The organism is Rhizobium acaciae (genome assembly GCF_025941625.1).
Classification (GTDB): domain Bacteria; phylum Pseudomonadota; class Alphaproteobacteria; order Rhizobiales; family Rhizobiaceae; genus Rhizobium; species Rhizobium acaciae.
Window position 1 is genome coordinate 1 of record NZ_JAPCZO010000033.1, and the last position, 26,441, is coordinate 26,441.

At 56.5% G+C, this 26,441-nt stretch carries 30 protein-coding genes; 22 read left to right on the plus strand and 8 right to left on the minus strand.

The genetic code is table 11. The annotated features are described in order from the left end of the window. A partial coding sequence (locus tag OLZ32_RS34550) for a recombinase family protein (protein ID WP_264424780.1) occupies positions 1 to 551 on the minus strand: 551 nt, incomplete at its 3' end. 440 nt (positions 552 to 991) lie between these two features. Here OLZ32_RS34550 and OLZ32_RS34555 point away from each other — a divergent pair. The 6 genes from OLZ32_RS34555 (at position 992) to OLZ32_RS34580 (ending at position 9,682) form a co-directional block, all read left to right on the plus strand. Further along, positions 992 to 1,678 carry a phosphoribosyltransferase gene (locus tag OLZ32_RS34555; RefSeq protein ID WP_264424781.1) on the plus strand — a complete coding sequence of 229 codons (687 nt, stop codon included), beginning with the start codon at positions 992 to 994 and terminating at the stop codon, positions 1,676 to 1,678. A gap of 3 nt (positions 1,679 to 1,681) precedes the next feature. Beyond that, positions 1,682 to 2,647, plus strand: coding sequence for a DNA-processing protein DprA (locus tag OLZ32_RS34560; RefSeq protein ID WP_264424782.1), 966 nt, complete (start codon positions 1,682 to 1,684; stop codon positions 2,645 to 2,647). A gap of 2 nt (positions 2,648 to 2,649) precedes the next feature. Then, positions 2,650 to 3,162 (plus strand): HAD family hydrolase, encoded by a 513-nt coding sequence (locus tag OLZ32_RS34565; RefSeq protein ID WP_264424783.1) that lies wholly within the window; start codon positions 2,650 to 2,652, stop codon positions 3,160 to 3,162. A gap of 902 nt (positions 3,163 to 4,064) precedes the next feature. Further along, positions 4,065 to 4,856, plus strand: coding sequence for a hypothetical protein (locus OLZ32_RS34570; protein ID WP_264424784.1), 792 nt, complete (start codon positions 4,065 to 4,067; stop codon positions 4,854 to 4,856). Between the two features lie 450 nt (positions 4,857 to 5,306). Continuing rightward, complete coding sequence (locus OLZ32_RS34575; RefSeq protein ID WP_264424785.1) at positions 5,307 to 7,367, plus strand: site-specific DNA-methyltransferase; 2,061 nt, start codon at positions 5,307 to 5,309, stop codon at positions 7,365 to 7,367. Beyond that, positions 7,367 to 9,682, plus strand: coding sequence for a DEAD/DEAH box helicase (locus tag OLZ32_RS34580; protein ID WP_264424786.1), 2,316 nt, complete (start codon positions 7,367 to 7,369; stop codon positions 9,680 to 9,682). Before OLZ32_RS34575 ends, OLZ32_RS34580 begins: the two co-directional genes overlap by 1 nt. Before the next feature lie 132 nt (positions 9,683 to 9,814). On the opposite strand, the gene OLZ32_RS34585 is transcribed toward OLZ32_RS34580, so the two are convergent. Beyond that, complete coding sequence (locus OLZ32_RS34585) at positions 9,815 to 10,114, minus strand: hypothetical protein (RefSeq protein WP_264424788.1); 300 nt, start codon at positions 10,112 to 10,114, stop codon at positions 9,815 to 9,817. 312 nt (positions 10,115 to 10,426) lie between these two features. On the opposite strand from OLZ32_RS34585, the gene OLZ32_RS34590 reads away from it, so the two are divergent. The 7 genes from OLZ32_RS34590 to OLZ32_RS34620 all read left to right on the plus strand — a co-directional run bounded on the left by OLZ32_RS34590 (position 10,427) and on the right by OLZ32_RS34620 (position 17,122). After that, positions 10,427 to 12,016 (plus strand): RcgA family putative transporter, encoded by a 1,590-nt coding sequence (locus OLZ32_RS34590; RefSeq protein WP_406649259.1) that lies wholly within the window; start codon positions 10,427 to 10,429, stop codon positions 12,014 to 12,016. Positions 12,017 to 12,025: 9 nt separating this feature from the next. Next, positions 12,026 to 13,048: an alpha/beta fold hydrolase gene (locus OLZ32_RS34595; RefSeq protein ID WP_264424789.1), complete on the plus strand. Its 1,023-nt coding sequence runs from the start codon at positions 12,026 to 12,028 to the stop codon at positions 13,046 to 13,048. Between the two features lie 86 nt (positions 13,049 to 13,134). Then, the gene (gene ligD / locus OLZ32_RS34600; protein ID WP_264424790.1) at positions 13,135 to 14,208 is read left to right on the plus strand and encodes a non-homologous end-joining DNA ligase; all 1,074 of its coding nucleotides are present in this window, start codon (positions 13,135 to 13,137) and stop codon (positions 14,206 to 14,208) included. Between the two features lie 38 nt (positions 14,209 to 14,246). Then, positions 14,247 to 14,747, plus strand: a complete 501-nt coding sequence (locus tag OLZ32_RS34605; RefSeq protein WP_264424791.1) for a hypothetical protein — start codon at positions 14,247 to 14,249, stop codon at positions 14,745 to 14,747. A gap of 4 nt (positions 14,748 to 14,751) precedes the next feature. Beyond that, entirely contained in the window at positions 14,752 to 15,582 is an 831-nt protein-coding gene (locus OLZ32_RS34610) for a GIY-YIG nuclease family protein (RefSeq protein ID WP_264424792.1), read from the plus strand. An 11-nt stretch (positions 15,583 to 15,593) separates the two neighbouring features. Next, positions 15,594 to 16,253 carry a hypothetical protein gene (locus tag OLZ32_RS34615; protein ID WP_264424793.1) on the plus strand — a complete coding sequence of 220 codons (660 nt, stop codon included), beginning with the start codon at positions 15,594 to 15,596 and terminating at the stop codon, positions 16,251 to 16,253. A 395-nt stretch (positions 16,254 to 16,648) separates the two neighbouring features. Beyond that, positions 16,649 to 17,122, plus strand: coding sequence for a hypothetical protein (locus OLZ32_RS34620; protein ID WP_264424795.1), 474 nt, complete (start codon positions 16,649 to 16,651; stop codon positions 17,120 to 17,122). A 121-nt stretch (positions 17,123 to 17,243) separates the two neighbouring features. Here OLZ32_RS34620 and OLZ32_RS34625 read toward each other — a convergent pair whose 3' ends face one another. The 5 genes from OLZ32_RS34625 to OLZ32_RS34645 all read right to left on the minus strand — a co-directional run bounded on the left by OLZ32_RS34625 (position 17,244) and on the right by OLZ32_RS34645 (position 19,624). Beyond that, positions 17,244 to 17,750, minus strand: coding sequence for a hypothetical protein (locus tag OLZ32_RS34625; RefSeq protein ID WP_264424797.1), 507 nt, complete (start codon positions 17,748 to 17,750; stop codon positions 17,244 to 17,246). A 265-nt stretch (positions 17,751 to 18,015) separates the two neighbouring features. Next, entirely contained in the window at positions 18,016 to 18,237 is a 222-nt protein-coding gene (locus tag OLZ32_RS34630) for a hypothetical protein (protein WP_264424912.1), read from the minus strand. 94 nt (positions 18,238 to 18,331) lie between these two features. Next, positions 18,332 to 18,757, minus strand: coding sequence for a helix-turn-helix domain-containing protein (locus OLZ32_RS34635; RefSeq protein ID WP_264424799.1), 426 nt, complete (start codon positions 18,755 to 18,757; stop codon positions 18,332 to 18,334). Between the two features lie 32 nt (positions 18,758 to 18,789). Next, positions 18,790 to 19,068: a hypothetical protein gene (locus OLZ32_RS34640; RefSeq protein WP_264424800.1), complete on the minus strand. Its 279-nt coding sequence runs from the start codon at positions 19,066 to 19,068 to the stop codon at positions 18,790 to 18,792. Between the two features lies 1 nt (position 19,069). Further along, positions 19,070 to 19,624: a helix-turn-helix domain-containing protein gene (locus OLZ32_RS34645; RefSeq protein WP_264424801.1), complete on the minus strand. Its 555-nt coding sequence runs from the start codon at positions 19,622 to 19,624 to the stop codon at positions 19,070 to 19,072. A gap of 125 nt (positions 19,625 to 19,749) precedes the next feature. Here OLZ32_RS34645 and OLZ32_RS34650 point away from each other — a divergent pair, with 125 nt between their 5' ends. From OLZ32_RS34650 to OLZ32_RS34685, 8 genes are all read left to right on the plus strand, one after another. Then, positions 19,750 to 20,853 (plus strand): IS110 family RNA-guided transposase, encoded by a 1,104-nt coding sequence (locus OLZ32_RS34650; protein WP_112857233.1) that lies wholly within the window; start codon positions 19,750 to 19,752, stop codon positions 20,851 to 20,853. Between the two features lie 1,005 nt (positions 20,854 to 21,858). Then, positions 21,859 to 22,308, plus strand: coding sequence for a DUF3846 domain-containing protein (locus OLZ32_RS34655; RefSeq protein WP_264424805.1), 450 nt, complete (start codon positions 21,859 to 21,861; stop codon positions 22,306 to 22,308). After that, the gene (locus OLZ32_RS34660; protein ID WP_264424807.1) at positions 22,308 to 23,306 is read left to right on the plus strand and encodes a hypothetical protein; all 999 of its coding nucleotides are present in this window, start codon (positions 22,308 to 22,310) and stop codon (positions 23,304 to 23,306) included. Before OLZ32_RS34655 ends, OLZ32_RS34660 begins: the two co-directional genes overlap by 1 nt. 33 nt (positions 23,307 to 23,339) lie before the next feature. Then, positions 23,340 to 23,786, plus strand: a complete 447-nt coding sequence (locus tag OLZ32_RS34665; RefSeq protein ID WP_264424809.1) for a hypothetical protein — start codon at positions 23,340 to 23,342, stop codon at positions 23,784 to 23,786. Positions 23,787 to 23,794: 8 nt separating this feature from the next. Beyond that, a complete protein-coding gene (locus tag OLZ32_RS34670) occupies positions 23,795 to 24,025 on the plus strand; it encodes a hypothetical protein (RefSeq protein WP_264424811.1) in 231 nt (76 codons plus the stop codon). A gap of 56 nt (positions 24,026 to 24,081) precedes the next feature. Beyond that, positions 24,082 to 24,387, plus strand: coding sequence for a hypothetical protein (locus OLZ32_RS34675; RefSeq protein ID WP_264424812.1), 306 nt, complete (start codon positions 24,082 to 24,084; stop codon positions 24,385 to 24,387). 112 nt (positions 24,388 to 24,499) lie between these two features. Continuing rightward, positions 24,500 to 25,066, plus strand: a complete 567-nt coding sequence (locus tag OLZ32_RS34680) for a hypothetical protein (RefSeq protein WP_264424814.1) — start codon at positions 24,500 to 24,502, stop codon at positions 25,064 to 25,066. Between the two features lie 469 nt (positions 25,067 to 25,535). Next, positions 25,536 to 25,733: a hypothetical protein gene (locus tag OLZ32_RS34685; RefSeq protein WP_264424816.1), complete on the plus strand. Its 198-nt coding sequence runs from the start codon at positions 25,536 to 25,538 to the stop codon at positions 25,731 to 25,733. Between the two features lie 78 nt (positions 25,734 to 25,811). Here the strand turns inward: OLZ32_RS34685 and OLZ32_RS34690 are convergent, their stop codons facing one another. Beyond that, positions 25,812 to 25,997: a hypothetical protein gene (locus OLZ32_RS34690; RefSeq protein WP_264424818.1), complete on the minus strand. Its 186-nt coding sequence runs from the start codon at positions 25,995 to 25,997 to the stop codon at positions 25,812 to 25,814. 182 nt (positions 25,998 to 26,179) lie between these two features. Between OLZ32_RS34690 and OLZ32_RS34695 the strand changes: the two genes are divergently transcribed. Continuing rightward, positions 26,180 to 26,419 carry a hypothetical protein gene (locus tag OLZ32_RS34695; RefSeq protein WP_264424820.1) on the plus strand — a complete coding sequence of 80 codons (240 nt, stop codon included), beginning with the start codon at positions 26,180 to 26,182 and terminating at the stop codon, positions 26,417 to 26,419. Positions 26,420 to 26,441: the final 22 nt, after the last annotated feature.

Here is a 26,441-nt window from a genome sequence, read left to right on the forward strand (position 1 = left end):
GCCGTCCGGGCGATGCTATTTCCGCCCGATCGTAACGCGATGACTCGCTCGTGTGTCGCGGTGTCGGCCTGTCGGCCGACGTACTTACCACCCGACTTCGCCAGATCGATGCCCTGCCGCTGGCGTTCGCGCCGATCTTCGAAATCGTCTCGAGCCATTTGCAGCGCCAGTTTCAAGAGCATGTCCTGCACCGACTCGAGCACGATCTTGGCAACGCCGTCTGCGCCGGCGGCCAGGTCGCTGAGATCGACCACGCCCGGCACGGCGAGACGGGCGCCTTTCCCCCGGATCGTCGCGACCAGCTTTTCGGCTTCAGGCAATGGCAGACGGCTAATGCGGTCGATCTTTTCGGCAATCACGACCTCGGCCGGCTGAAGATCGGCGACCAAGCGCAGTAGCTCCGGCCGATCGGCGCGAGCGCCGGACGCTTTTTCGCGGTAGACGCCGGCGATGTAATATCCGGCTTGCTTAGCCTGGTCGATGATTGCCTCTTGCCGATCGAGATCCTGCCCTTGCGTACTCACGCGCAGATAAACCCGGGCGATCCTCATTGCCACTCCTCATGGTCAAATTGAGTATACTTTAATGCGCCTAGCTTAGACGCCTAGCTCAAAATTATCAATCGCGACTTAATTGAGCTATGTCGTCAGAATCCACCCTATTTGGCCGGTTTGCTCTGTTTTTAGGCTAAGAGGAACGCTGCATGAATTGGATGGAGCGGACCGGCTTCCAAAGAAAATGTCAAAATCGTGGAAGCCAACCTGATTCGGCTGCTCCCCAGACCGCGTAACTGAGGAGTCCCCCCGACCGGGGGTCAGGGAGTGGCTGCCGTCTTGGTCGCATGAGGCCGAGACGGCAGCACCGCCTACAGAGTCCAAAGCCACCTTACATCTCAGCCCCCATCCTTCGCCTCCGATATTCTCCCCTTGTAGTTGAATAACACAACTTCATTTCCTACATTTGCAGTGGCTAACAAATGGGGTGGGGTATAATGATTCATTATAATATGGTCGCTGGGTGGATGGGTTTCCCTTACCTCAGCGTTTCGAACGGCGTGACATATTCTTATGCGATTGCCTATAAGCTGAAAGACAAGACGTCCGAGAAGTGGACCGCTCGTTTCATTCGCTTTAAAGACAAAAATAATAAAGCCGAGTGGGGCGGTGCGACCGTTCTCTATGAGGCGGTTCCCGAGCTCATCAAGCATCTAGGCGTTGATCCGAAACGGACCGTCTTCATCCCGGCTCTGTCGTCAGGCGAAACCAAGGCGGATCCAAATCGTTCGATTCCCTGGATCACGAAGGAATGCGCGAAATTGTGCGGTGCGCAATATAACGATGTGGCGCTTTCCAAGAACGTCCATCAGAAGATTCACACGATTTATTCAGCGGAGGGTAGAACCGCCGAGTTGGATAAAGCCAAATATCAGTCCGCGAAAATAGATGCGGATCATGTCTTTGTTTTCGATGACTTCATAACGCGCGGTGATACACTGTCGCGCATCGCTCTAGCAGTGCTTGCGGCAAATCCAAAGTGCAAGGTTTACGGGATTGCGCTGGCGAAGGCTGAAAGTGTCGACTATTGCCCCAATCCAGAGAACGACCACGTCCCGGCTAAATGGGATGATCTCTGGAACCAGGGCGAGCAGGAGCACGACGCGAAATTCAAGAAAGGCTAGAACATGGCTGCATCGTCCATATCATCGACCTCCGTAGCGCTTGCCGCTTTGATGAAGCTTAAAGGCGTTGGTCGGCGTGCGGCCCTGCGTATTGTCTACGGCCCCATTCCCGAAAGTGACGCAAAAGAACTCGTCGTGGATAGGGCGGCTCGGGCGAAATTGCCGGAAGGTGCCTTGTTGGACGCATGGGATCGAGCGGAAGACGAGCTGGAAAATACGAAAGCCAGCGGGATCAAATTCTTTTCCTTCCATGACGAAGGTTATCCCGAGCGGCTACGAAATATCCCTGATCCTCCGGCCGTCCTCTATGTGAAAGGCGAAGTAACAGGCTTGCATGCTGCCAGATGCCTCGCCGTCGTGGGAACGCGTGAGCCAACCCCTTATGGGGAAGCAGTCGCCCGAAAATCGGCCGCTACGGCCGCCGAGGCGGGGTTCGTCATCGTGAGCGGCCTTGCACATGGTTGCGATACCTTCGGGCATGAAGGATGCCTAGATGCGCACGGTGTCGGTGTCGCTGTCATGGCGCATGGTCTTGATAAGGTGTACCCCGCGGCCAATCGCGGGCTGGCAAGCCGTCTCCTTGAATATGGGGGGTGTTTAGTCAGCGAATATCCGCTTGGCGTGACACCGATGCGGACTGCCTTTGCCGAAAGGGATCGGATTCAAAGCGGCCTTTCTGATGCAGTTCTTGTTGTAGAAACGGACGTTAAGGGCGGAACCATGCACACGGTCCGCTTTTCGCGGGAACAAAGGCGAACCTTAGCCTGCATAGACCATCCCGATAAATGGAAGCACGAGGACAAAACCAAAGGTAATCAGATGATGATTGCTGAAAGATGGGCCAGAGGCATAGCCGATGGTGCAGCCCTGATGCAGTTCCTGGGGCGCGTCGAAAAAGTGGCACCCTCTCCGGAGATTAAACCGGAGGCGCCCAAAAACAACGATCCTCAAACCTCGCTGGCTTTCTGAGAATGATCATTTTCGATTTCGATCAAACCCTTGTAGATACCTCCTCTGTCGAACACCTCCGAACTGCAGGAAACTGGAGAGCCGTCATGGCGCAAGCCTCCAAGCTGCCTGTCTATGAAGGCATTACGGAGCTGCTCCAAGAACTCGATGAATCCGGCCAGACCATAGCGATCGTCACGAAAAGCCCTGACATGGTGCCAAAAGCCTTCATCAAGGCACACGGTTGGCCAATAGATATCGTGGTCGGTTATCATCATGTGAAAAACCGGAAGCCTCACCCGGAGGGCCTGTTACTCGCGATGTCAAAGGCGGGAGCTGTGCCGGGAGACACATTTCATGTGGGCGATCAGCCGCAGGATACTGAGGCTTCACGCGGCGCTAACGTCACCGCCCTCGCCTCTGCATGGGGGTGCACTGACACATCAGGGCTGATAGCTTCGAAACCAGATGCTATCTTCAATTCTGTTTCTGAATTGCGAGAATATCTCAGGGCTAAAATAGGTATCGACGCCTAGTACCATTGATCGGTAGGCCGGTATCACGGCTTGTCAATGGTATTCAACGGCAATCTGCTAACCGCCTGAAAAATCACGGCAGCCGCTGAAGCCATCTTCTGAAATCGACATTTTGAGCCAGGGTGACGGTTTGGTGTCGTATGTATGCTCGGACATTCAGTGCTCTGGTTTGCAATCTCCGATCTGGTCGGAGGCGCTGCTCAAAATCGTCCCGTATACTATGCATGCCCGCTAAGGGATGCCCAGGCGATGCCAAGCCTCTTGGTATTCAGTTACCGCGTAAGCCTTTGGCTGCAACCAGTAGGATACTTTGCCGCTATCGTTTACCCCCCGATGGGCAGCGGCTTTCACTTCATCCAAAGTCAGGATGTAGCAAGTTGGCGAATCAGAATTGGCTTTAGTCGTTATGACCCACCATTGCGACCGTAACGTATCCAGTGACCCACCAAGCGGGACAGGAGCTCGCTTTGATAGCGCCTTGGATTGGATTGGCAACACGCGGGATTCATCGTCACTCGCTGCGTAGAGATCTGCGCCCTTCGCATTCCGCACAGTCGGCATGACGTGCCAACCTCGCCGCGATAGCTCACGCGCGACGTGGTAGAGGCCGGAATTGCCAGTAAGTTGATGCCGCAAAAGATAAGACGTCCTCGTTTTTTGCAAATCGGCTGCTGATTCAATAGCACTCAATTGTTTACGTCTGCTTGAGACGCATCAAGGAGGCTTGACGGGGCATTCTCATTTGCTCACAGTAGTAGTGGCCTTAGCGCACAGGCCGGTGTGCCCACCCCATGCGAAGCAATGACAGTGCGTCGTTCTTGTCAACTTTGAACCGTTCCCGATTGGGCGGATTTGACTAGCAGTGGGCACATGGTCGGATCCGTGTCTTTCAGGAATAGATCATGGACACGACAGAATCCCTCGACTTCATCAGGGCCATTTCGAAGAAGCTCGCACGCGCGCGACGTATTAAGCAATTTGTTGCTCTCGACGAGACTGCTCAGCAAATGGGCTATCCACACTGGAACGCTCTAACGGCAGCTCACAAGATGGGGTGGCGACCGAGTTTGGCGCAGATCGACGCAATAAGGGCGATCGTCGACGCCGTGAACCCTTTAAAAGCCCTAGAATCTAGCACCGCGGGTTTGGACGCATTTTGCTCCGTGCCTGGTGCTACGATAGTTGCGTCGGTCCCCAGAGATCCGGCTGACCCCTTCTCGGCCGACGAGATATTGGGCGAACTCGATGGCCACAAATTTAGTCTCAGCGTCGACTGTGACGATGTGTTCATGCGCGGCCGCGGATGGCAGATAGCTGTTCCCGAGGCCCCGTCAGCGAAGCCCGAAACCAGTGTCACCGATAGGCGGATTAAGTCGAACCCAATCCTGAACGACGACTTTGTAGAAAAGGCCCTCAGGGTAGCCCAGATCCGCGCTGAGCAGGTGCGCGCCCGGATTGCATCCGACTGGCCCCGCCGATCAACGGTGCCTGACGTCAATGGGAAAGTGCAGCACCCGTTATTCGAGTCATGTTCCGATCGGTGGTTCTGCTTCCATTGCGATCAGATAATTACCGGGACACAGATCTCCAAAAACCTTTGGCACTGCCCCGCCTGCAGCGCCTCGCCCATCGACATCCACCCAGCGGATGAACAGTTGGCCTGGCATAATGACGGGTTTGTCGAAGCTCAATGAAGCTTAACACTTTAGGCCGTGGTAGCGTCGGTTTCCGTCGCCGCTGCCGCGGCCAAAAATGCTCGCTTCACCACCGCCGATATAGTCGACAGTACATGTGGTCTGAGCACATCATTGTGCAATCGGCATAAGAAGGGGACTCAGGAGGCCGATGCGCGCGTGTTCAGGGTGCCCCGTGTGGCGATCAAGTAAGCCGCCATATAGGTCAGCTTTTGCTTTGATTCCCGATTGGTTCGCGGCAAGTAATTGACGATTGCAAGCCGGCCAGCTAGTCCGAGCAGAGAACAGCGATTTGGCGAGCTACAACAAAGCAGCCCAAAAGACCTAATTCTGAGAGGACGGAAGCCTTGCCGGTGGCTTGAAAAGCTGCGAAACAGCACCATCGGCGATCTTCCCGCTTGAGTGGTGTGGATCGTCGGATGCTGATATCGACGATTTCGGAGGGGCATTTTGGAGCAGCCGGCGCCTAAGCGTTCTAGCCAAGCTATTTTAGACCTGGACGGTCTAGAGCTGCTGGACCGAGACGACCTGATCGCGACCATCAAGAGGATGGTAAATGGGGGCGTCTCTCTCAGCTTCCACGGCAAGAGAACTGCGATGGAAATCGCTCGCAAGGTGCGTCCGCGCGTTACGCGGCGCATCTCCGATCTTCACGTCGGCACGCCCGAAGAGCAGAGCCAAAATCTCTTGATCGAGGGTGAAAACCTGCAGGCGATGGTGACTCTCTACAAATATCGAGGACAGGTAGATCTCATCGTCGCCGACCCGCCTTACAATACCGGCCAGTATTTCCGGTACAACGACCGGTGGGATCACGATCCGAATGATCCCGAGCTTGGTGCACTTGTCACCCTCGAGGACGGTTCCAGGCACACCAAATGGATGAAGGCAATGCTGCCGCGTCTTCAGCTCATGAAGGCGATGCTTAAACCCCAAGGTGTTGTTGCCGTCTGCATCGATGACAATGAGCTGTTCAACCTTGGCCTTATGATGGACGAGGTGTTCGGAGAGGAAAACCGAATCGCCATCATTAATTGGCAGAAGACATATGCTCCTAAGCGGTCGAACCACGTTTCAAGCGCGACTGAATATGTCCTTGTTTATTCTAAAGATCTGAGCCTGACAAAAACTCGCCGCCTTGAGCGCACTGAGGAGATGAATGCGCGCTTCACGAACATCGACGGTGACCCGGAAGGTGACTGGCGGGTAGGCGACTTAGCGGCTCAAGAGAAACGCGATAGAACTATTTATGCAATTCAATCGCCCTTCTCTGGAACCCTCCATTACCCGGAGAGCGAGTATGATTTTTCGGGGCATGTGAGTACCCCGACGCGGCATTGGTCGGGGCTCAGCAAGGACGAAATCAAATCTCTTCTGGAAAATTGGGGCAGCAAATACGTAGAAAAAGACCTCAAGGATGGCCGTGGCAAAGCCCTGATCCTTGCAGGTAGCAAGGTTTCACTGACGGGTTACGATCCGGAACAAGATCCGACCGTTCTGGCGGCACGTAAGCGCGCACAAGCTGTCTACCAGAAGGGGATTGCCGGGAAGGCTCCATGGCCCCGTTTGATTTTCTCGGATGACCGGCAAAAGCGCGAAGGTTTTGGCCGGCCAGCCGTGAAGCGTCACCTCAAACACATCGCCCAGGGACGCGTCCCTTGGACCTTTTGGGCTGACGAAAACTACGGCGTGCCACCTGAGATCGGTTCTACTTCTTGGCCTCACGCAGAATCTGGTCACTCTCAATCTGGTCTAAACGAGCTTGATGAGATTGTTGGGAAAGGACACAACTTTCAGACTGTTAAGCCCCTGAAGCTGATGAAGAAGATCATTCAGCTATGGTGCCCACCCAATGGTCTTGTAATGGACCCCTATGCAGGATCCGGCACCACCGGACACGCTGTGCTGGAGCTGAACAAAATATCGGGAGCGAACCGACGGTTCATCCTTATTGAGCAAGGTCGGCCCGATAACGGCGACAAATATGCCCGCACATTAACCTGGCAGCGATTGCACAACGCGATCACCGGGGAGAGACGCGATCAGAATGGGGATCTTAAGAAGACGGCGGAGCCGCTTGGAGGCGGCTTTGAGTTCAGGGCACTCACGACCCAGATTGATGCAAAAACGGTCCTGACGATGAAGAAGGACGAGCTGATTGATGTCGTCATTACGTCCCATTGGCAGTCCGGAAGCCGCAACGCGCCGAACCTGGTGCGCATTGACGACCCGCGTTTTACCTACCTTGTTGGTAAAAACGAGCGGGATGAGCCGTATTTCATCATTTGGAACAATGGTGCAGGGCCAGTCGGCCAACTCGATAAGGATAGCTACAACATCGTCTTACAGGATGCAAAAAAAGCCGAGCTGAAGCAGCCCTACCACGTTTATGCGCGCTATGAGCTCTACCAGTCGAAGAATGTGCGTTTCTATAAGATTCCGGACAAGATTCTTGCGCATCTCGGGCTCAATGAGAATAGCGACCCATTCAATGACGAGGGGGAAAACTGATGGATTTGCTCCCCTTTCAGCTAGAAGCTTCGACTCAGATCGCCGATCGCTTCCAAGAGTATATGGAAGATCCCCTCGCAATCACGCGTAGCCGGATCGTGCCATTCTACCAAAACCTGTCATCGATCACCGGAAGCGGCAAGACGCTGATCCTTGCCGACGCCGTAGAGCAAATCCGAAGCCGTCTTCCGGTCGAGCCTATCGTGCTCTGGCTTTCAAAAGGGCGCATCGTCGTTTGGCAGACGCTCAACAACTTAGCAAACGGGAAGTATACCGACCTTGTTGGCGGCTTCGATGTGAAGCCATTGCTTGATTGCAAGCCGGCTGATGTCGAGGACGGAACGCGCGGGCTCATGCTTGTCGCCACCGTGGGCAAATTCAACCAGAAGGACAAAGAACAGGGCGATCGGAAGATTTTTCAGGTCGGCCTAGATGTGGCGGATCAGTCACTTTGGGAAATGCTTCGCGCGCGCAAGGACTCGCGGGGCGCCAGGCGTCCCTTTTTGGTTGTCTACGACGAAGGGCATAACCTCTCCAACCAGCAGACGGACCTTTTGTTGGACCTGCATCCGGACGCATTGATCGCGGCGAGTGCAACGCTGCGCATCCCGCCGGCGCTTGAGAAGATTATCGACCGCCTGAGGGGCGATAAGGGGTGGAAAGAGGCGGATTTCGTCACGTCCGTTAAGAGCTCCGAAGTCGTGAAGTCAGGCCTGGTTAAAAAGCAGATCATGCTGTGCGGGTACCTTACTCCGATGGAGATCGCCATCAACGAACTCCTCGCGGATTTTGCGAAGGCGGAGGCCGCTCGTTCTCGCCTCGGACTCGATTTCTCTCCAAAGGCGATTTACGTCGCCAATACCAATGTCGCCGATGGCACCTCAACAAAGGAGGATGCAGCGCGGCCATTTACGGAGCGGCAGGCACGCCCGATTCTGATCTGGCGGCATTTAGTCGAGACCGCGGGTATCGATCCTGCCGATATCGCCGTCTATTGCGATTTGAAATTCGACTCCAAATTCCCTCCTCCGAGCGGGTTCAACCTCTTCTCCGGCGGCGATAACGACTACGATCAATTCATGGCCGGAGGCTTCCGGCATATTATTTTCAATCTTGGGCTGCAAGAAGGGTGGGACGACCCGTCTTGCTGCTTCGGTTATGTCGACAAAGATATGGGGTCGGCCGATCAAGTCACTCAGATCATCGGCCGCGTATTGCGCCAGCCTGGGGCGCAGCATTATCCCGTGCCTATACTGAATACCGCGCATTTCTACATCCGCACGGACGAGAAAGGTGTCTTTGAAAGCATCATAAGCGACGTCCGACAGAAGATCACCGGTGGTGCTCCGGACATTACGCTCACTGTTTCCAAGAGCACACGTGGAGGCGAACGGCCGACGCGGCCTGCGCTAAAGAACCGTCAAGTGCCAACAGCTTCGATTGACTCCTCAGATGCAAAGCAGCCAATTGACGACGTGGTGAAGCTGATCCCGAACTATCAGGGCAACACCGAGGACACGATCGGAACGGGCGGACGCATCCAGGTCCTGCAAACCATCGGCAAGGATGCAGCGGCCAAGGAAGAATGGATCGACTTCGACCACAGCAACAAGGTGACGGCGCGGTGGATCTTCCTACGAGAGCTGCAAAAGCGGCATCGTAAGGCAGCTCATCTTTGCGACATAGAGCACCCAAAGTTCGATGCTTTTGTTGAATACAACAGCCCGGCCGCGGCCCTCATTCGAGAGCAGGCTAATAAGGTTGCTGATGCCTATATCGAGCATTCCGTCATTGTGCAGAATGCGCTCGACGATCCCTATGTCGTCGATAGCATATTCGTCGACGAATCCAAATTGGCTAAATTCAGCAACGCTCTTCACGAGGGCTATAGCGGTCTCAATGAGCTCGAGAAGACCTTTGCCCAGGCGCTGGACAAAACCAAGAAGACTTGGTGCCGCAATCCCTCTCATGGCGGGTACGAGATACCCCTGCTAGATCGCGGGAGCACCCGAACCTTTAATCCTGATTTTCTTGTTTGGGCTGATGCGAAGCACGTTGTGGCAATCGATACGAAGGGCGACCATCTCATCGTGGAGGACGCCGGGCGAAAGCTCTTTCACATCGAGCCGGTCTCCCCCGGCGCCCAGGTTTCAGTGCGACTTGTAACCGAGGGTCATTGGAGCGTCGTGAATGGCATTCCTAGTAAGTCAAAAGGGAAGTCGGGTTTCACCGTGTGGAATCTCAAGCAGGGAAAACTTCACCCGAATCCGTGTAATGATGTAGACGCGGCCGCGAAGGCCTGTCTGCTAGCTTAGCTGTGTTAGGCCGCCGAGGGGCAATTCTTACTGTAGATTTCGTCGCTCGCTCGCCGGCGAGCGTTGCCACACAGGGACCCACACGACCTGGCATTGGGTCAGCTTGAGAGGCCGGTCTCGGTTGATTTCGTTTTAGCCATTCCGCGTTGGCCGATCGCGAGAAGATTCCAAGACGGAATTTATCTCACTGGCGTTCAGGGTGCCCCGTGTCGCGATCAGGTAAGCCGCTATATAGGTGAGCTTTTGCCTTGATTCCCGATTGGTCCGCGGCAAGTAATTGACGATCGCCAGCCGGCCAACTTCTTCGTCTCGCGCGACGTCCAACAGTTCCTTTGCATCGGCGACGCTCGCAACCCCACCAACTGTCCTGCGTTCTTCCAATACCCGAATGGCATCCGCAGCCGCCATTTGCGCCGCGATATGCCGATCCATCAACTCACCAAGCGAAACCGCAGTTTCCGCGCTACTCTCTTCTTTGTGTCCGGTCCCACGCGAGGGCCCCACGATTTCTGCATAGTAAATTCCGTCGGACGCCAACGCACTCAAAGCCGTGCGAAGGTCTGAAGAAAAGTATCCCCGACTACGGGATCGAAGCGAATCCGAAATTAACATCCCAAAACCCACCTGTTGTCCGCACCAATTTGAAGGCGCTACTACGTTGCATTTAAACGCATTGATTGAGGACGAAGACGCGATAGGGTAAGAAATCAAACGAAACCAAACGAAACCAGAGCCTTCAAGTCATTGTTAAAAAATGGAAAGTTTTTTCTCCCTCCGCCAAAGGACGGGAGTGATTTCAAAGAATTATTCAAGCAATTGGCCGCGGCGGGAGCAGGGCGGCCATTGGGCAGTGATGGTTTTCCTGCAGGGCCATGGACGCCCGAGCTTCTTGCCGAGGCGATTTCACAGATAGATTCCAACCGGATTGGGGTCGATCTGCGAACGGTGCAGCTTTGGTTTCAAGAGAACGAGAAAGGAATCAGCACTGCCAACATTCGGTGGCTGGCAAGGATTTTTGGGTGCGATGATCCGGTGGCAATCGGTGAATGGCAGATGGAGCTTGGTGCGGCGCAATCTCGGTTAACGGCCAAGAGACGAGATTTGAAGAAATCAGGAAGGGGCGCTGCGCTAGCGGTTCCTGAAATCTCAGGGGCTGCAGCTGTCGAGGATAGGACAGAGAACCGGGCAGAGCTGGTCCAAGAAAGTGATATCAAGAGGCCGAATTCGCGTTTCAGTTTGGCGATGAGATCGGAAGCGCTTTTTACTCGCGGATCTCCCTTGAATTTACCCGCGTCGGTATTTGCTGGCGCCACGGCTCTTGGCTTCTTGTCGTACATCACAGGCATTCACAGCGCCACCTACGTCCGGGCGGATGGCGTCGTGAAGCAGGTTGGGTTTCTTTGGGCACCGAATTGGACATTCCTCTTCATGGTGCTTTTGCCACTGTTTTTTGCGATGGTAATAGAGCTGTTGGTCTTCTGGAAATACGAGGCGCGCTTAAAGCTCACGGCGCAGGGCGACCGGATGGAAAGCGAAAACGCCTGGACGCGAAACGTCGAAGCTTCTTCGTATACTTATTGGGCGGTTTTCGTGATTTGTGTGTTTTTCGCCGGCCTTTTTCAGTGGATCGGCGTGTGCTTGATCCCTTTGATGAAAGATGGTGGCAACTACGCGACGAGTTGGGGCACGTTGGCTGTTGTGCGCCCTGAAGTTATATCGGTGCCAATGTCGATTGTCTTCACGGCTCTCGCATATCTATATATGTGCCTATGCTTTTATCTGTTCTTCGCAGGTCTCATTTTGCTCCACACAATGGTCCATGATCTTTGGAAAATTGGGGAGACATCGAAGACCCGACCGGAGGTGGAATATCGATACGAGCTCGATGAACTTGGCCTCAGGGTTATGCGCGGAATTTTTCGGTGCACTGTTTTGGGTGTTCTGGTCGCCATTTGCATGAAAGCCCAAAGCTCTTACCTGACATCGAACGGAGAGAACATCGTGGATTGGTTGGCCGGCGATATGTCATCGGCCTGGTACGAGCATAAGGATGTTAGCAACGGGTTCGGCTATAGAATGCCGACACACTACAGCAGCCTTCTAGTCGCTATTTCAACCTGTGTTGTCTTTCTCGTTGCGTCCATCCGTTTAAGTGCCGGACGTCGATATCGTATGCTTTTGTGGAAGATGTCGGCGGTAGTAGGCTTGCTCGTCGCTGCCTACCTCCTGCTCGGTGCATTTACTGGCTTTTCGATCCTTTTGGGCATCGGTGTGCTCCTCGGGATATATGGCCTCTGTGACCCAGAGTTTGGGCGTGGCGAACGAGTGAAGTAGGAAATCAGAGTGTATCATAGTTGGCTTGATCGTTGGGATGAGCGGCGGGCGCGGCGCGGCGAAAAGGGGAAGGAAAGAACGGCCCTCGTCCTTGACGCGGAACGCGCCTTTCCAGGCGCCAAGAAGATAACAAGGCTCGAGGAGTTTTGTGTCCTTGCGGACCAGGCCGTGGCTGATCCAGCCTTTTTCGATGGTCCGGGGGGCAGCGATCGGGGTTTCGAAAGACAAGGCGAATGGCTTAAATTTCCATCGGACATTTCCACTGACGTCGAAGATAACAATGTTGTCTGGGCAAAAATCACAGATATCGGGTCCTTCGATCGGGCATTGGTGATTTTTCACCACTGGAACGCAAGCTCCCGAAATCGCCAGATTGCCAACTTTTTCTCGAAGCGCGGCCTCACGGTCGTCGAGATTGCTATGCCCTATCACTTCGAGCGCAGCCGCCCTGGTTCCCTGCACGCCGACTATATGCTTAGCGCCAACCTTGGTCGAACGATCCAATCCGCAAGGCAGGCGGTGTTGGACGGTCGAAAGCTCATTCGTTGGTTGAAGCGCGAAGGCTATCGAGACATTTCGGTTCTCGGTATGAGCTTGGGTTCCTGGGTCGCTGGACTGATTGCAGCGCATGACCAGGCTGTTTCAAAAGCCTCGTTATTTCTGACGGCGGGAAGCCTGGCCGATATGGTTTGGACGGGTCGCGCGACACAAGCGATACGCGACAGCCTTGAGGCTGAGATTGATCTGACCGATCTCCGAAGGGCTTGGGGGCCGCTGAATTTGGAAAATTACGCCCATCGTCTGGCGCGGCCGGATCTTGCTCTACACGTGGTCTTGGCTAAGAGAGACAAGGTGGTGTTGCCAGAGCTATCGGCGAGCTTCATGCAGAAGCTGAAGGACACCGACGCTCGGCCAAATATCTTGGAATTAAACTGTGGGCACTATTCGCTCGCCATGCCGCCCTACATTTTGTTGGCCGGTTTGAGCCTGAAGCGGTTTCTATCGAGTGCTGCCAAGGCCCGACGAACATGAGCTGGGCCGTCCGCGTCCGTTTATGCCGCGACTAGCGGCGACTTTCATATGGATACTTTTATGCAAATGCTGTTGAAATAGACAGCATGGCAAAAGTCCCGCGTCCGTCTCGCTCGAAACCGCTCCTCGCCGATGAGAGCGGCCAGCTTCAAAGTCGCCGTGTCCGGAAACGGAACCCGGCGCAACCCGCCCTGCCCTTCGATCCCATGCCGGATCGAGTGGAACCCGCCCTGGCTTTGATGAGGCAACGTCCACCGGCAAAAGGCTACAGCTGGGAAGTCAAATGGGACGGGTATCGAATTCACGTCCACGTCGAGGCCGGTCGAATCCGTGTTCTAACGAGAGGCGGATACGACTGGTCGCATCGATTTCCCTCAATTGTCGACGCGGCTCGAGAGCTGGGACCTGCGTCAATGATTTTGGATGGCGAGGCCTGCGTGTTCGATGAACAAGGCCGCTCGGATTTCAACTTGTTGCAATCTAGTCTGGGCGCGGTCGGCCGACGGAGCGGCATCCTCATATCGCCCGCAACCATGATGGCCTTCGACCTGATCTATTTCGACGGCCACGATCTGCGAGGGTTGGAATACCTCGCTCGCCGCCATCTGCTCGAAGACCTGCTGCAGGGCAAGGAAGGCGCGATCCGGCTTTCTGAGGAGATCGACGCTGATCCTGTCGAGCTCCTGGACCACGCCTGCCGGTTGGGTTTGGAAGGGATCGTAGGGAAGAAACGCGACAGCGTTTACCGATCCGGCAAAACCGGGGACTGGATCAAATGCAAATGCGTCCAGAGCGATGCATTCTTCATCGTCGGGTACGAGCCCTCCGTAGGCGCTTTCGGCACCTTCGGTTCCCTGCTGCTTGCGGCCTATAGGGGGGATCATTTGACCTACGTGGGCAGCGTAGGAACTGGATTCAAAGAGCGAGCGTCGCTCGTGCTACGGGCCACCATGGACAAGCTGCTGTGGAGGAGGAAGCAGCCGCCGGTTCCATACTCGGGCAAGCGGAAGGTCGTATGGATTCAGCCGACGCTCATCGCGGAGATTGAATACCGGGCTTGGACCTCGGATAACAAGTTGCGCCATGCATCCTACAAAGGCTTGCTGGAGGTGCAGGACAATGCCGAGGTCTACCGGCTGGATGAAAACGAGGGAACATGAGGCGGTCACTGAAGGGAAATATCTACCGATCTTTCGGCTTGCATATCCGCGCCAACAAGGCGGATGCGGAAAGCGAGGAAGGGCGGCTCCTCATCGCCGAGCACCGCAAGCCAGAAAATCGTCGTCCGCGTAAGGTGACTTACGATGAGATCATGTCCGACCTTGCGTCCGGAGCACCTGGTCGCTTCCTCGACCGCAAAGTGCAGGCGCTGATGTCCTTCGACCTGTGGCCTCCGACGTCGATGACGGAGAGCTTCGACAAGGTGCAGGAACGAGGCGTCGACAATGCGTGGACGACATCAGTCAAAGGCGTTGAACACCTGATCATGGTTTCGCATCCTGAAATTTACGGGACGATCCGCCTCGAATTTGGCCCGCATCGAGCAACGTTTACGGCTGACGGCTCGACGTACCAGGTGAAAGGCAAGTCGGCCGCCATGGCGCTAACGGCCGTCCATACCGTCATGAATCGACTACGTTATGCGTCCCCGGAGGAAAAAGCCGATCTCGGGCAGTGGGTGACTTTGATTTCGGAGTGAGCCGGTGCTGACATTCGCAACTCTTCTCGATTTAGCCGGGATCGATCGAAGCTCAGTCCGCTTGCTTCGACATCAGGACAATCGCTACCCAGGGCATCCCTCACCCTACACTCTCTGGCGCGATAACCGACCACTGTTTGAAGCTTATCAAGCAACACAGGGTTTCGGAGATGCACCGGACCTAAAAGCTCCGTATTGGGCCTCTTTTGTTGGCGTTCCTGGCCGGGAAACCTTGTTCGTTGGCCTATATTCAGCGGAGCTGACCGGCCCTCTCCTCGAAGATCGCCGTCATCCCATCACAGGTGGGATTGAAGCGGCAGGAGGCTGTAATCTTTATCAGCTCACACCACGGGAGGAGCTGTCTGAATATGCTGGTCGCCTGTGGATCGACTGGGGTAAGGGGTTTCGCGCCTGGATACAGCGTGGCGACCGGAAGGAAAAGGCTATCGTAGAACTGAGGCGCACCTTTGAAGAGGACCCTTTCCCCGGTTTTTCGGCGCTGATCCTCAACCTCTCCGATATCGAGACCATTCCCGCCAGCTGGTCGGCCGCATTATCATCGACACGGGGCATCTACTTGCTGTCCTGCCCGCGATCTCGCGAACAGTATGTCGGAATGGCATCTGGCGCTGAAGGCTTCCTGGGTCGGTGGCGCGAGTATTTCGCGACCGGCCACGGGGGCAATGTTGGCCTCAAGAGCCGCGACCCATCTGACTACCGTGTGTCTATTCTGGAAACAGTTGGCACTAGCGCAAACGCGGCTGACCTTCTGTTGCTCGAAGTCAGATGGAAGGACAAGCTGTTGAGCCGAGAACTCGGCCTGAATCGGAATTAGGAAAGGGAAATATGACCGAAAGCGCCGATCTTGACCGGATGGCACAGGAAGTCCGCAACGCAGCTGAAGAGTGCGGCGCGATGATCCTGGAAACCATCCTCGCAAGCGAAAATCTTCCAGCGGTCGCCGTCGACGGCGATACCTTCCCGTCCCTCGTCAAACACCTTCGCCCCAGGCTGATTTACATGGTGCTGACGAAATTCGAGGCCACGGAGGAAGTCGAAGCGCACTTCGAACAAGAGCTGGACCGCGACCTCAAGAAGCTGGCGTCGAAATGGAAGGCGAAGGACGATCAATCTGCTCGGCTGGTCCTTGGTCTCATGGCAGACGGCGTACTGCATGGGATCGTCGAGACAGCGGACTGGTTCGATGAATTCGACATCGAGGCCGACGAGCTGGCGGAGGCTCGACAGCAGGCCGAAGCCGATGCCTTCGCTCGAATTCAGGAGGCCGAGTCCAAGAGCCGTGAAGCCGAGGAAAAGAAGCGGCTCGCTCCCATCGTGAAAGGACTGCTCGCTGATCCACGTTTTGTCGCATCAAAGATCAGCGCCGCCAAAAGATTGACATTGGCGGAAACGCTGTTTCCTGAGGAAAGCCGAACCACGCTTCGTAAGGCGGTTGATCAAGCTGCGAACGAGGTGTGGCTGGCAAGTCCTGGCAGCAACACGTAACTGGGAAAATCGACCAATGGTTTATGGAGAACGCGGAAAAGGCGTTGGCGCGAGATCAGCGCGGCAGCTGACCTAAAATCCAACGATTTCCCTGTTTGTTGCCGCAGCCCAAGCACCTCAGGCGGGGTTGCAAAGAATGGAGCATGGCATTGCCCCATTTCCGTCGCAGCTCGTGTCGGTCGATCCACCCTTCCCGCTCGCATGAGGGGCAGCTACCGCCCAGGGTATTCCACTGCGGAAGATCATCGATAGCCGTACCTAGCGGGTCCTGGACAGGCCCGATATACGTGATCGCATCCCTGCTCGGGCGACCTATTTCAATGCCGCGACGATGTTTCATCGTTCCACATTTGTTCGCATCCGGGCAGGGTGTCAAGCCGACGGAGAGGGAGCGAATGGAATTCGAGGGAAAGACCACGGCCGAGCTGTTGACGATGCACGCGGCTATCATGGAAGAGCTGCGCGGCCGGAATGTCCTCAGGAGCGCCAACAACCCGACCGGGGACCTGGCCGAATACCTCTTCTGCGCTGCTTTCGGCTGGCAGCAGGCCGCGAATTCAGTCAAGGGCTATGACGCGCTCGACGGCGATGGAATCAGATACCAGGTCAAAGGCCGCCGTATCCATAAACGCAACAAGTCCCGGCAGCTCTCCGCGATCCGCGACCTGAATGGTTTCGACGTTCTCGCCGTCGTTCTATTCGACGATGACTACCAGATCGTCAGGGCAGCGCTGATCCCGGCGGCCACAGTCAAAGAAAAGTCCGTCTACATTACACACACCAACAGCCATAAATTCCTGGCGAGGGATGGCGTCTGGGAGGTTGCCGGCGTCATCGACGTGACGAATAGGCTCCGGGCCGTGCCGTAATGGATTAGGTTCGCTCGACTGAGCGTGTCTCGTGGGTACGGACGACGTGGAAGTCATTTCGCGCGCGATCGCGTCCAGCTCGTCCCGCTTAAACCCCCTGCGTTTGCACGGGGTTTTTCTCTCACTCGAATGGGATCGTCTGGATAAAAGCCGCGAGCCGCTGCGCCTCCTTCATTGTCAGATCGGCAGGCAGCGAAAGCGTGACCGATTGGTCAGGCCGGAGCTGGAAGGGGTGCTGAATAAAGCCTTCGGCCTGCTCACTCACTTCACCAGGGACGTCGGCGTCGTCCTCTGCATCCAGATCATCCGGATTAATCGCCTCAACGCTAACTGCTTCACCCTTGGCAACCTCACCGAGAGAGATCAGGCTATGGCTCCATTCCATGCGCGTCTTATATCCCTTTCTCCCGTTCTTAAACTCGCCGCAGCCAATACCCTCCAGCTCTTTGAAGATCCGAATGACCTCTGAGTAGGAAAGCTTCACCAAGAAGGCTATGCGATCGGCATACGATACCGAAACGGCCTTTTTGCGCGCAGCAAAAGAATCTAACATGGCCCTTGCGTTGTTATCGCGCTTATAAATGCCTCTAAGGCCAGAAACCATTGTGTCTTCAATCGTTTTGTTCATTCAAATCCCCTTTTTCACAATCGGCGCCTTTGATTTTGGGGAGATTATAGCCATATTCTCTTTTAGTCAAGCCTTACGTGCATTAAAACGTTTATAAGGCAGACTATGAAGCTGTTAGATTATTTTCCTCATAGAAAAATAGTGGCGACAGAGAGCGTGCAGGTAAAATAAGAGGGGGCGTTCGCGGGACGAGGCGGAATTCTACGCTAAGGCTCTGGCTGTAGGACTACCGCGAGATAAATGCGTCACAAAAAACTCGGCAGCACTACTGAGCTGCCCCGCGCTTTTTTTTCAGGTCAGGAAATGGGTCCCGCCCCATTGCTTTTGCAATCTTCCGCCAGGCCAGTCCGCCCATGCCAGGTATCCGCAGAATCTCGACTGCAGACAGGTGTTGCATGTCTCCAACCACCTCATATCCGAGCTGGTTTAGCTCAGCGAGGAGCCATGGCTTGAGCTTCAAATCCACAAGTCGTGTCCATGTCGAGATAAGATCAGCCCCTGGAGCGCCCCGCAATTGTAGAATCTTACAAACCAGGAGACGGCACGGGGCACGGTATCGCGAAGGCAAGGGGCCGATCTGTTCATCCCGTTCCTTCGCCCAGGGCCTTCAGGACCCCAAGAGCCCGTTTCCGAACCGTGGCATCCTCAATGCCAGTGAACGTCCGAATGAGCTCAATCCCTTCATCGCTGGTGGCGAACTTCATGATTTCCGCGTGGAGGCGGACTTTCGGATCAGCGCTGATCTCGCCGGCGTCGTCGGGCATCTCATCGAAAAAGTGGGAAACCGGGGCTTGCAGGGCAATTGCGATCAGCTGAAGGCGGCTTGCTCCCACCCGATTGATGCCCTTTTCGTATTTCTGCACCTGCTGATACGTCACACCGATCGCGCCGGCTAACTTCTCCTGTGAGATTTTCATTTCGAGTCGCCGCGCGCGAAGGCGACGGCCGACGTGAACATCGACAGGATTGATCTTCTCAGGCGTTGCGTTCGGATAGCGGCTTAGCATCAGCTCTCCTCGTGCCGTTTCGAATTGCGTGGTCAATTGACTGGCGGCGAGCCGGGATTGTGATGCCGGCCTAGCGAGCATAGGTAGATGGCGATTTCCCGCAGGAGATGGTCACGATCGCCATATCTTTCCTTGATACGGGCCAGCTTCGGCCCTGCGATCTCATATTCTTCATCTGATAGTTCGGCATCCCCGACGACGTATCCATCGTGACCGATCGCGCAGATGTCGCAACCCGTCGCAATGACGTCATCCACAAATGCCGGAATCTCCGCTTCCAGCATGAGCCGCTTATCCTGGTGCGTTCCCATGTTATGCCCCTCCTTGTAAAGGATCAGCAACGGTAGGAAGAGATGGCGCGGCTGGCGCCGCGCCATCATTATCGCCGCCGTTGCTGTTGCTCTTGATGTTCGTTTGGGACTCTATGCGACTGAGCAGGCTGAGAACGTCACGCAACGTTTCCTCGTCGAAGGTCCGTAGCTTTTCGATAGAAGCCAACAGAAGGGCCGCCGCAGTATCGGTCTTGCCCCACAGATGGGGAGCGGCCGGCGACAGCATCTCTTCGGGACTTGCGCCAAGGACCTCACAGAGATGGACGAGTCTGCTAACGGTGAGCCGGGAAACGTTATTTTCGTAACGCTCATAAACCCGCTCGCTAAGACCAAGCATGGTCGCCAGTTTCTTCCGGGCCAATCGTCGCCTGTCGCGAGCTTGCCGGAGGCCGATGCTGATTTGTCCTTCAAGTTCGGCGCTGAGAATAATCTGACCGTCGAATGGCTTGCGATAGATCGATTTGCCAATCAGAGGATCGTCTACTTGCTGCAAACCGAGATCTAAAATCCATTGCTCGAGAGACGGCCCTGCCATTCGTCCTGCCGATTATTACTAGACTAAATGTTCGCCTGGGGCTGGGTGACCCGTCTCACAATATGCAGGTATCGAGGGTTGCGTAAGTTATCCTCGCACAGAGCCTCATGCATAGGAGACGGGCCATGGAAGAGACTATCACATATGTCGGGTTGGACGTTCATAAAGAGACGATTTCGGTGGCGCTTGCTGATGGCGGCAAGCGTGGTGACGTGCGTACGTTTGGCGAGATCGTAAACACGCCAACGGCCTTGGTGCGCATGCTGGCAAAGCTTTCGCAGCCAGGGCGGACGCTGAGATTTTGCTATGAAGCAGGACCCTGCGGCTATGGCATTCAGCGGCAGCTCTCTGCCGCAGGCCATGTCTGCGTCGTCGTCGCTCCCTCTTTGATCCCTAAAAAGCCGGGCGATCGCATCAAGACAGACCGTCGGGATGCCAGCAATCTGGCAAGACTTCACCGCGCTGGCGAGCTGAGTGCGGTTTGGATACCAGATACCGCGCATGAGGCGATGCGTGATCTGGTTCGGGCGCGCTTGGCTGCCGTTCGAAGCCTGCGGCAAGCGCGCCAGCAGCTCAGTGGATTTTTACTGCGCCACGGTTTTCACTACAGCCGCCCAGCCTGGACGCAGATGCATCGACGTTGGTTGGCCGGTCTTTGCTTTGAGCAGCCAATTCACCATATCGTGCTGGAGGATCATATCGCCACTATCGAAGCAGCTACGGACCGGCGCGATCGGCTGACGAAGCAAATCGAGATCATGCTGCCTGACTGGTCGTTGGCTCCGGTTGTCCATGCGCTGCAATCGCTACGCGGCATGGCTCTGGTGACGGCCGCTACGATGATTGCCGAATTGGGCGATCTGAGCCGCTTCACAAACCCGAGCCAATTGATGGCCTATCTCGGGCTGGTACCATCGGAGCATTCAAGCGGAGGAACCCGGCGGCAGGGCGGAATCACGAAAGCAGGCAACACAACGGCACGTCGCATGCTGATCGAAGCCGCTTGGAGCTATCGGTTTCCTGCAAAGATCAGCCGCGAGCAATTGATCCGCCAGGAGCAGCTTCCAAAAGCAATCCGCGACACGGCATGGAAGGCGCAGTTGCGATTGTGCAGCCGATACCGAAAGCTTGCGAAGGCCGGAAAGCCGGCGACAACCGTCACGACGGCGATTGCGCGCGAACTATCGGGCTTCGTCTGGTCGATTGCATGCCAGGTCTCACCACGTTGAACGTCGCTCGATTCTAACTCGTCGAGGAGGACATAACCCGATCACAATCCATGTGCGCCTGGGCAAGGCTGGGGGCACGGTCACGGCAGGAGAACCCTCGCTACCACTATCAGCCGGATTTACTCCGACGCTGGCTTCTAGACCGAGGACGCTCCGCGACGCATCAGGTCCGGCGGTAACCAACCCGCGTATCAGAGCATGATCAACCGTCGCTTATTTGACCGTGCCTCCTGCTTTCCCCAGGATGCATTCACACGAAACGCGACGCCCGAACGATCGGGCGAAGGATTTTCTATTCCTGCGACTTGAAATGGCGAACATCAGAGTGGTATGGACCTCTCTAACCCAAACGGTTGTATTTGGGGAGCCCCTAAAACGCCGTAAATGGAATCAATTTGGCGCATCGCTGACGCGAGCCCGCTCTATGCCTACGGCACGAAGCCCGCTGAAAAGCGGTCTTCGCCCGTCCGGGTAACGATCGGTTGCGCAAGAGTCGCTGCGTCGCCGCTCACATATCTGCACCAATATGCCTCTAAATCCCGTTTACAGGACGCTTCAAAATCAGCATATTGCTTGCCGGAAAATACCAATCACGAGTTGGTGATGACAAGTTGCTAGCCCTTCTTGTCCTGCACCGCGGGGGCCGTCCTGATCTATGAGGCAGGGCGGCCCTTTCCGTATCTGAAATGGCGGCCTGGCGGCCGGCTCTGTCTTCCTGAAGGAGGGAAAGAGGGCGCCGCCCTCTCTCCCTCACAAGGGAAAAAACGGTCTCCCCGTCCTTCCTCCCCTCGCCTTCGGCTCGTTCCGTGCAGGATCGACGCGGATCCGCATGTGCGGATTTTGCGTCGCCCCTTCGGCTCACGCCTCGGGCGGGCGAACCCCCTCCGTTTTCTTCCCTTGCCTCCCTCTCTCCCGCTGCTCCGCGCGAGCTCGGGGAGCAGGAGCGGGGCTCCTGCCCATCGGGCAGACGCTAGACCGCTTCGCGGAAAGGAAAGGGCTAGAACCATGTCGAATATCTGCTACCTGCTGGACCCGGAAACAACGATTTTCAGGGCGGTTACGCTTCCGAACGGAATCAGCTTCAAGCCGCTTTATGAACTTCTCGGTTGCCACCTTATCGAGCTTGTACGCTTCGATGAGAGGCATTCGCTGTTCGTCGACGAGGAAGGGCTGAAGGAAGGGCTGACCGCCTTCACCATCTTTGATGGCTACCCGCAGCCGATTGCCGGAAAAATCGCGCTTGTCGGCGGCGACGGCCGCGAGCCGTACACGTCCCCTCTGATCAGCCTTGAGGATGCGGCAGAGCATTTCAAATGCTGCCGCCCGGTTCTGGACCCGGTGTTTGCCAAGGCCGATGAAATTTCGGCTGGTGGCATCATCATCGCCGGAGCGCTCGCAGGCTTGCAATGCCGCATCGAGCGTCGCGCCCCTGTCCTTGTCGAAGGAGAGGCATGATGAAAATCGCAGCATTCGAAAACAACATCCTCGCCATCGTCGCTGGAACCTTCGCCGCAACCATTGCGGCGGAGGACATCGAGGCACAGTTTCACGCCCTCACCCACTTTCCCGACCGGCGCACGAAGGCCGAGCTTTCAGAGCTTTCGGAGCGATTGAACGAGTTCGCCGCTTACGTTGCCGAGCTTTGGGACAAAGCCTGCGCTCCAATTCCGGAACCGGAAATTGAGGCCTTTGCCCGCCGTCACGTTGAATTGACGCGGCGCTATTGGGCGGCGGAAGGCCGTTGCATGAACTGGTTTATCACCGGCCCCGCCCGTTTCCCGGTCGCCCGCAATGAAAAGCGTATGAAGATTGCCGATGCGCGCCGCGCCGACCTGAAGGCGCACGAGGCGATGGCCCGCAAAGCAGTGAAGCGGAAGGCGTTCCCGCATGGTGCGGATGATGAGCCGATCCGTTCCGGGGATCCGGTGGCCCTGCAGAGGAACGTGACACGTATCGAGGAGACGGCGCTTGCCATCGACCGAATGAAAGCCGCAAACGCGATCATCCGGCGGATGGAAAAGGACCTCGCCAGCGACGAGGACATGATTGCCGCCGTCGTCGCGAACGCCGGTCTTTCCCCAGAAGCCGCAGCCAGCGGCATCAAACTAGCACCATGGCAGTCCCGGCGCGGTTTCACCACGACAAACAGCCGTGCCGAGCTTCGCCGCCTGCAGCAGCGCCTTGCTGTCCTCGCAAGGATGAAGGAGCGCGGCACCCAAAGCCAGGAAGTCGAGACGAGCGCTGGAGCAGTCGAGATCAAGGAGAACGCCGATATCGCGCGTATCCAGTTGATCTTTCCCGGCAAGCCGGACGACCCGACGCGGCACGTGTTGAAGACGAACGGCTTTCGCTGGTCGCCGTCGCAAGGCGCTTGGCAACGGCACTTGAACGAGTCCGGACGCTACGCCGCCCAGCGCGTGTTGAAGACGATCAGCGGCGCCAACGCCGCTTGATCAACCGCCCCCATTCGAAGGAAGGACATTCCGATGACCCAGGCAATCTATTTCGTTATGGAGTTTCACGGCACTGGCGACCCCTATTTCGGCGGAACTGCCGCCGATTGGGCGCTCTACAAGACTGAGGAGGGCGGGCAGGCTTTCATCAGCGCTGCCGACGCGCAGCGACGGAAACTGGTCATGGCCTATTATCCGACCACGACGGAGGCAGAACAGGCCGGAACCGCAGCGAGCACACGGAAAGGGCGGGTTTCCACGCTTCCGGCCAAGCTGCGGCCCGACCTGCCAACCGGGCAGATTTCATGGATTGTCGGCAACAAGCATGTCGGCGAGGACGATAGCGAACTTGCCGAGGATATGGCCGATAGGGCGAAACGGGCGGGTGCAACCGATCCTGACATGGTGGCGCAGATCGTCGCCTATGCCCTTGCCTGCCACCGCGCCAATCAGGCGCTTGTCTCTCACTTCCGGCTGTAGGCGCGGACATGCGACACGAGCGCCGCAGCGTCGATGTTTTCGACATACCGTCAGGCATGGGCGGAAGCTTCACGGTCTCCATTGTCGAGGAGGTTGCTGCCGATAGAGTGCGGGTGCGCGTCTGGTACGGACGCGCCACCGCGCAGGGTTGGGAGGCTTGGAAGGATTGGGACGGCTACACTTTCGAGGCAGAGCGAGCCGCCCTCACCAACCAGCGGACTATGCCGCTTTTCAAATAGAATGAGGCCGCGCCGACGGCGCGGCCTTCACCGAACAGGCACGAGAGGAGCCAGCATTGAGCCGCTATACCGTTGCAGTGAAATCCGCGACCAAGGCCGACCCGGAAGCCACGATCGGCTATGACCGGCCTTTGAGGACCTTCTTTTTGCAGGCGTTTCCGGACCCTGAAACCGACGAATGCGCCCTGTGGCTGGGCGCGTTTCTTGAGGAATATCCAAACTTGGAAGCCATTATAGAAGCCGCGCGGGCGCAGGGCTATGAGGTTCACGGCCTCACGCGCGAAATGATGCTGGCAATGATCAAGGAGGCCGGGCCGCCTTCTCCGCCGAGCCTTGGTGAACGCCTTGGAATTGTCCGTTAGCGCGCCGCAATCAGCCTTATCCGCATCGAACGGACCAAGGCTGATACGAGGGGCGCCCCTGACGCCCCTCACGTCCCTGCCAGCTGAAGCTATATCACCGGAGGCCCCCCCCTTGGATGACCAGGAAGAACTGGACCGACTGTTAGATCAAAGCGAGCGTCCTACCCTGACCCCCGATGGTCAATGGCGCGCTAACTATCGCAAGGCGCAGCGCCAGCGTCGGCTTGCAGGCATTCAACTCGATATGTTCGGCGCTCCTGCGACCGAACATTTCCACCGAAACCCGAAGCCGACGAAGCCGGAAGATTGGCCGCTCGACTATGAAATCACGCGGTTCCACGATCTTTCGCCGGGTGAGCAGGCGCAGCAGATCGCCGCCGATCCGCACACGCCTTGGGCGCGAACGACGCGCAAGGCGCTGACGCCGGAAGAGAAGGTCGCGATGATCGCCAGCGCAACAAACTGGCTCCGGCTCGGCCAGCGTGTGCGGATCACCGGCACGACGCCATCCATCGATGGCAGCAACGAGCGTCGCGTCGGGCGTGTCGGCGTCGTCTGGCGATTCTGCAGTCCGATCTTTGCCGATTACGTTTACATCAATCTCGACCTGGTCGGGCAGGAGCGCAGCGAAAAGGTGATATTCATCGAACTGCGCGACGTAACGCCGATAGACGACTGAGGCCGCGTCACCCATCCGCACGATGTACCTGTCCCTTACCGCGTTGAACGGCGCAGAACAGGACGAGGGGCGCCCCGAAGCCCCTCCCCATCCACGGTGGCCGCCCTGCTGACGCAGGCCGGCTCACTTCGCCTTGTTGTCGTTGTCGGCCGTCGAACACAGCTGCCAACCTGGACCCCCTCTGCAGCAAAACCACGACCGAGATCCGGGTCTGAAGACCGGATGGCGACTTGCCGATTGACGGCGAAGGCGGCGGTCGGGGCTACGAAGGCCGCGTTTTCCGGCCTCTCCTTAGTGGCTGTCCGCAATCTATTGCTGCGCACGATACGTCAGGGCCGGCTTTGGCGCGCAACCCTAAAGGGTTCTCCTCTCCTCTTCGCTCCGTTGCGACCGCTTCGCGGTGCACTCGGCCGTCCCAGCCGTATTCGAGCTTCGCGATTACGCACAACCACCAAGGAGGATCACCCTCATGAAAACGCTCGTAACCTTCTGCCAGAAAACCGGCCGCCGCCTTCGCCTCTACATCAATCGGCAAGTCGCCAAACTGCCCCATACGGGCCAGTTGAAAATCTCGGTCGTGGTCTCGCTTCCGCTCATCGCGAAGGTCGAGGTCAGCTACCAGTGCGAGTTCAACGCTAAGGCCGACAACGACAACAAGGCGAAGTGAACAGCGCCGCGCCCTGCACTGCAGGGCGCGGCTTTCCATCGTGAACCCGAAAGGACGGGCGGCAGAGCCGCCCGCTTGCTACCACCAGAGGCGGTCCCACCAGCTCTGGATGGCGTAGACGGTCTTCGCGCCAACCCAGTAATATCCGAAGCACAGTCCGGCCGCGATTGCAGCCCAAAACGGATGAACTTCGAAATACAGCGTCCCGAGCAGGAAGGTGATGACAGTTCCGGCGATGCCTGCTTTGATGTCTATTGGTTCCATGTTTTCTATCCTCATGAAAAGGCTACAGATTGTTGATGAGCCTGTAGCCTCCTGATTCTAGCTTGGACCCTTGCAAGGCACGAATCGAAGAAAAATTCCGCCGACGAAAAATTGGCGGCTCTGTCGTTGCCGACCCGGTATCGACCGCCTATCTGCCAATGGCTACAATGGGGGAAAGGACTGTGAACCATAAGAATCTAGACCACGCGGCTTTCATATTCGCCGTCTCGAGCACGATGATGTGGATCAGCAGATTGGCCCTGCCCGAATATCGGAAGGCAGTTGCCGAGGGCCGGGCCTTCGACAATGTCGCTCTGGATGTCCTGTTTCTCATGTTGCCGGCGCTTGGCTTTGGTGTCGGCGTCTATGGGATGGCGCTTTCGGCAATCCTGTTGGGGAAGGCTCTCCCCCGGATTTTCTGAAGCCGCCGACGGCATTGTTGAG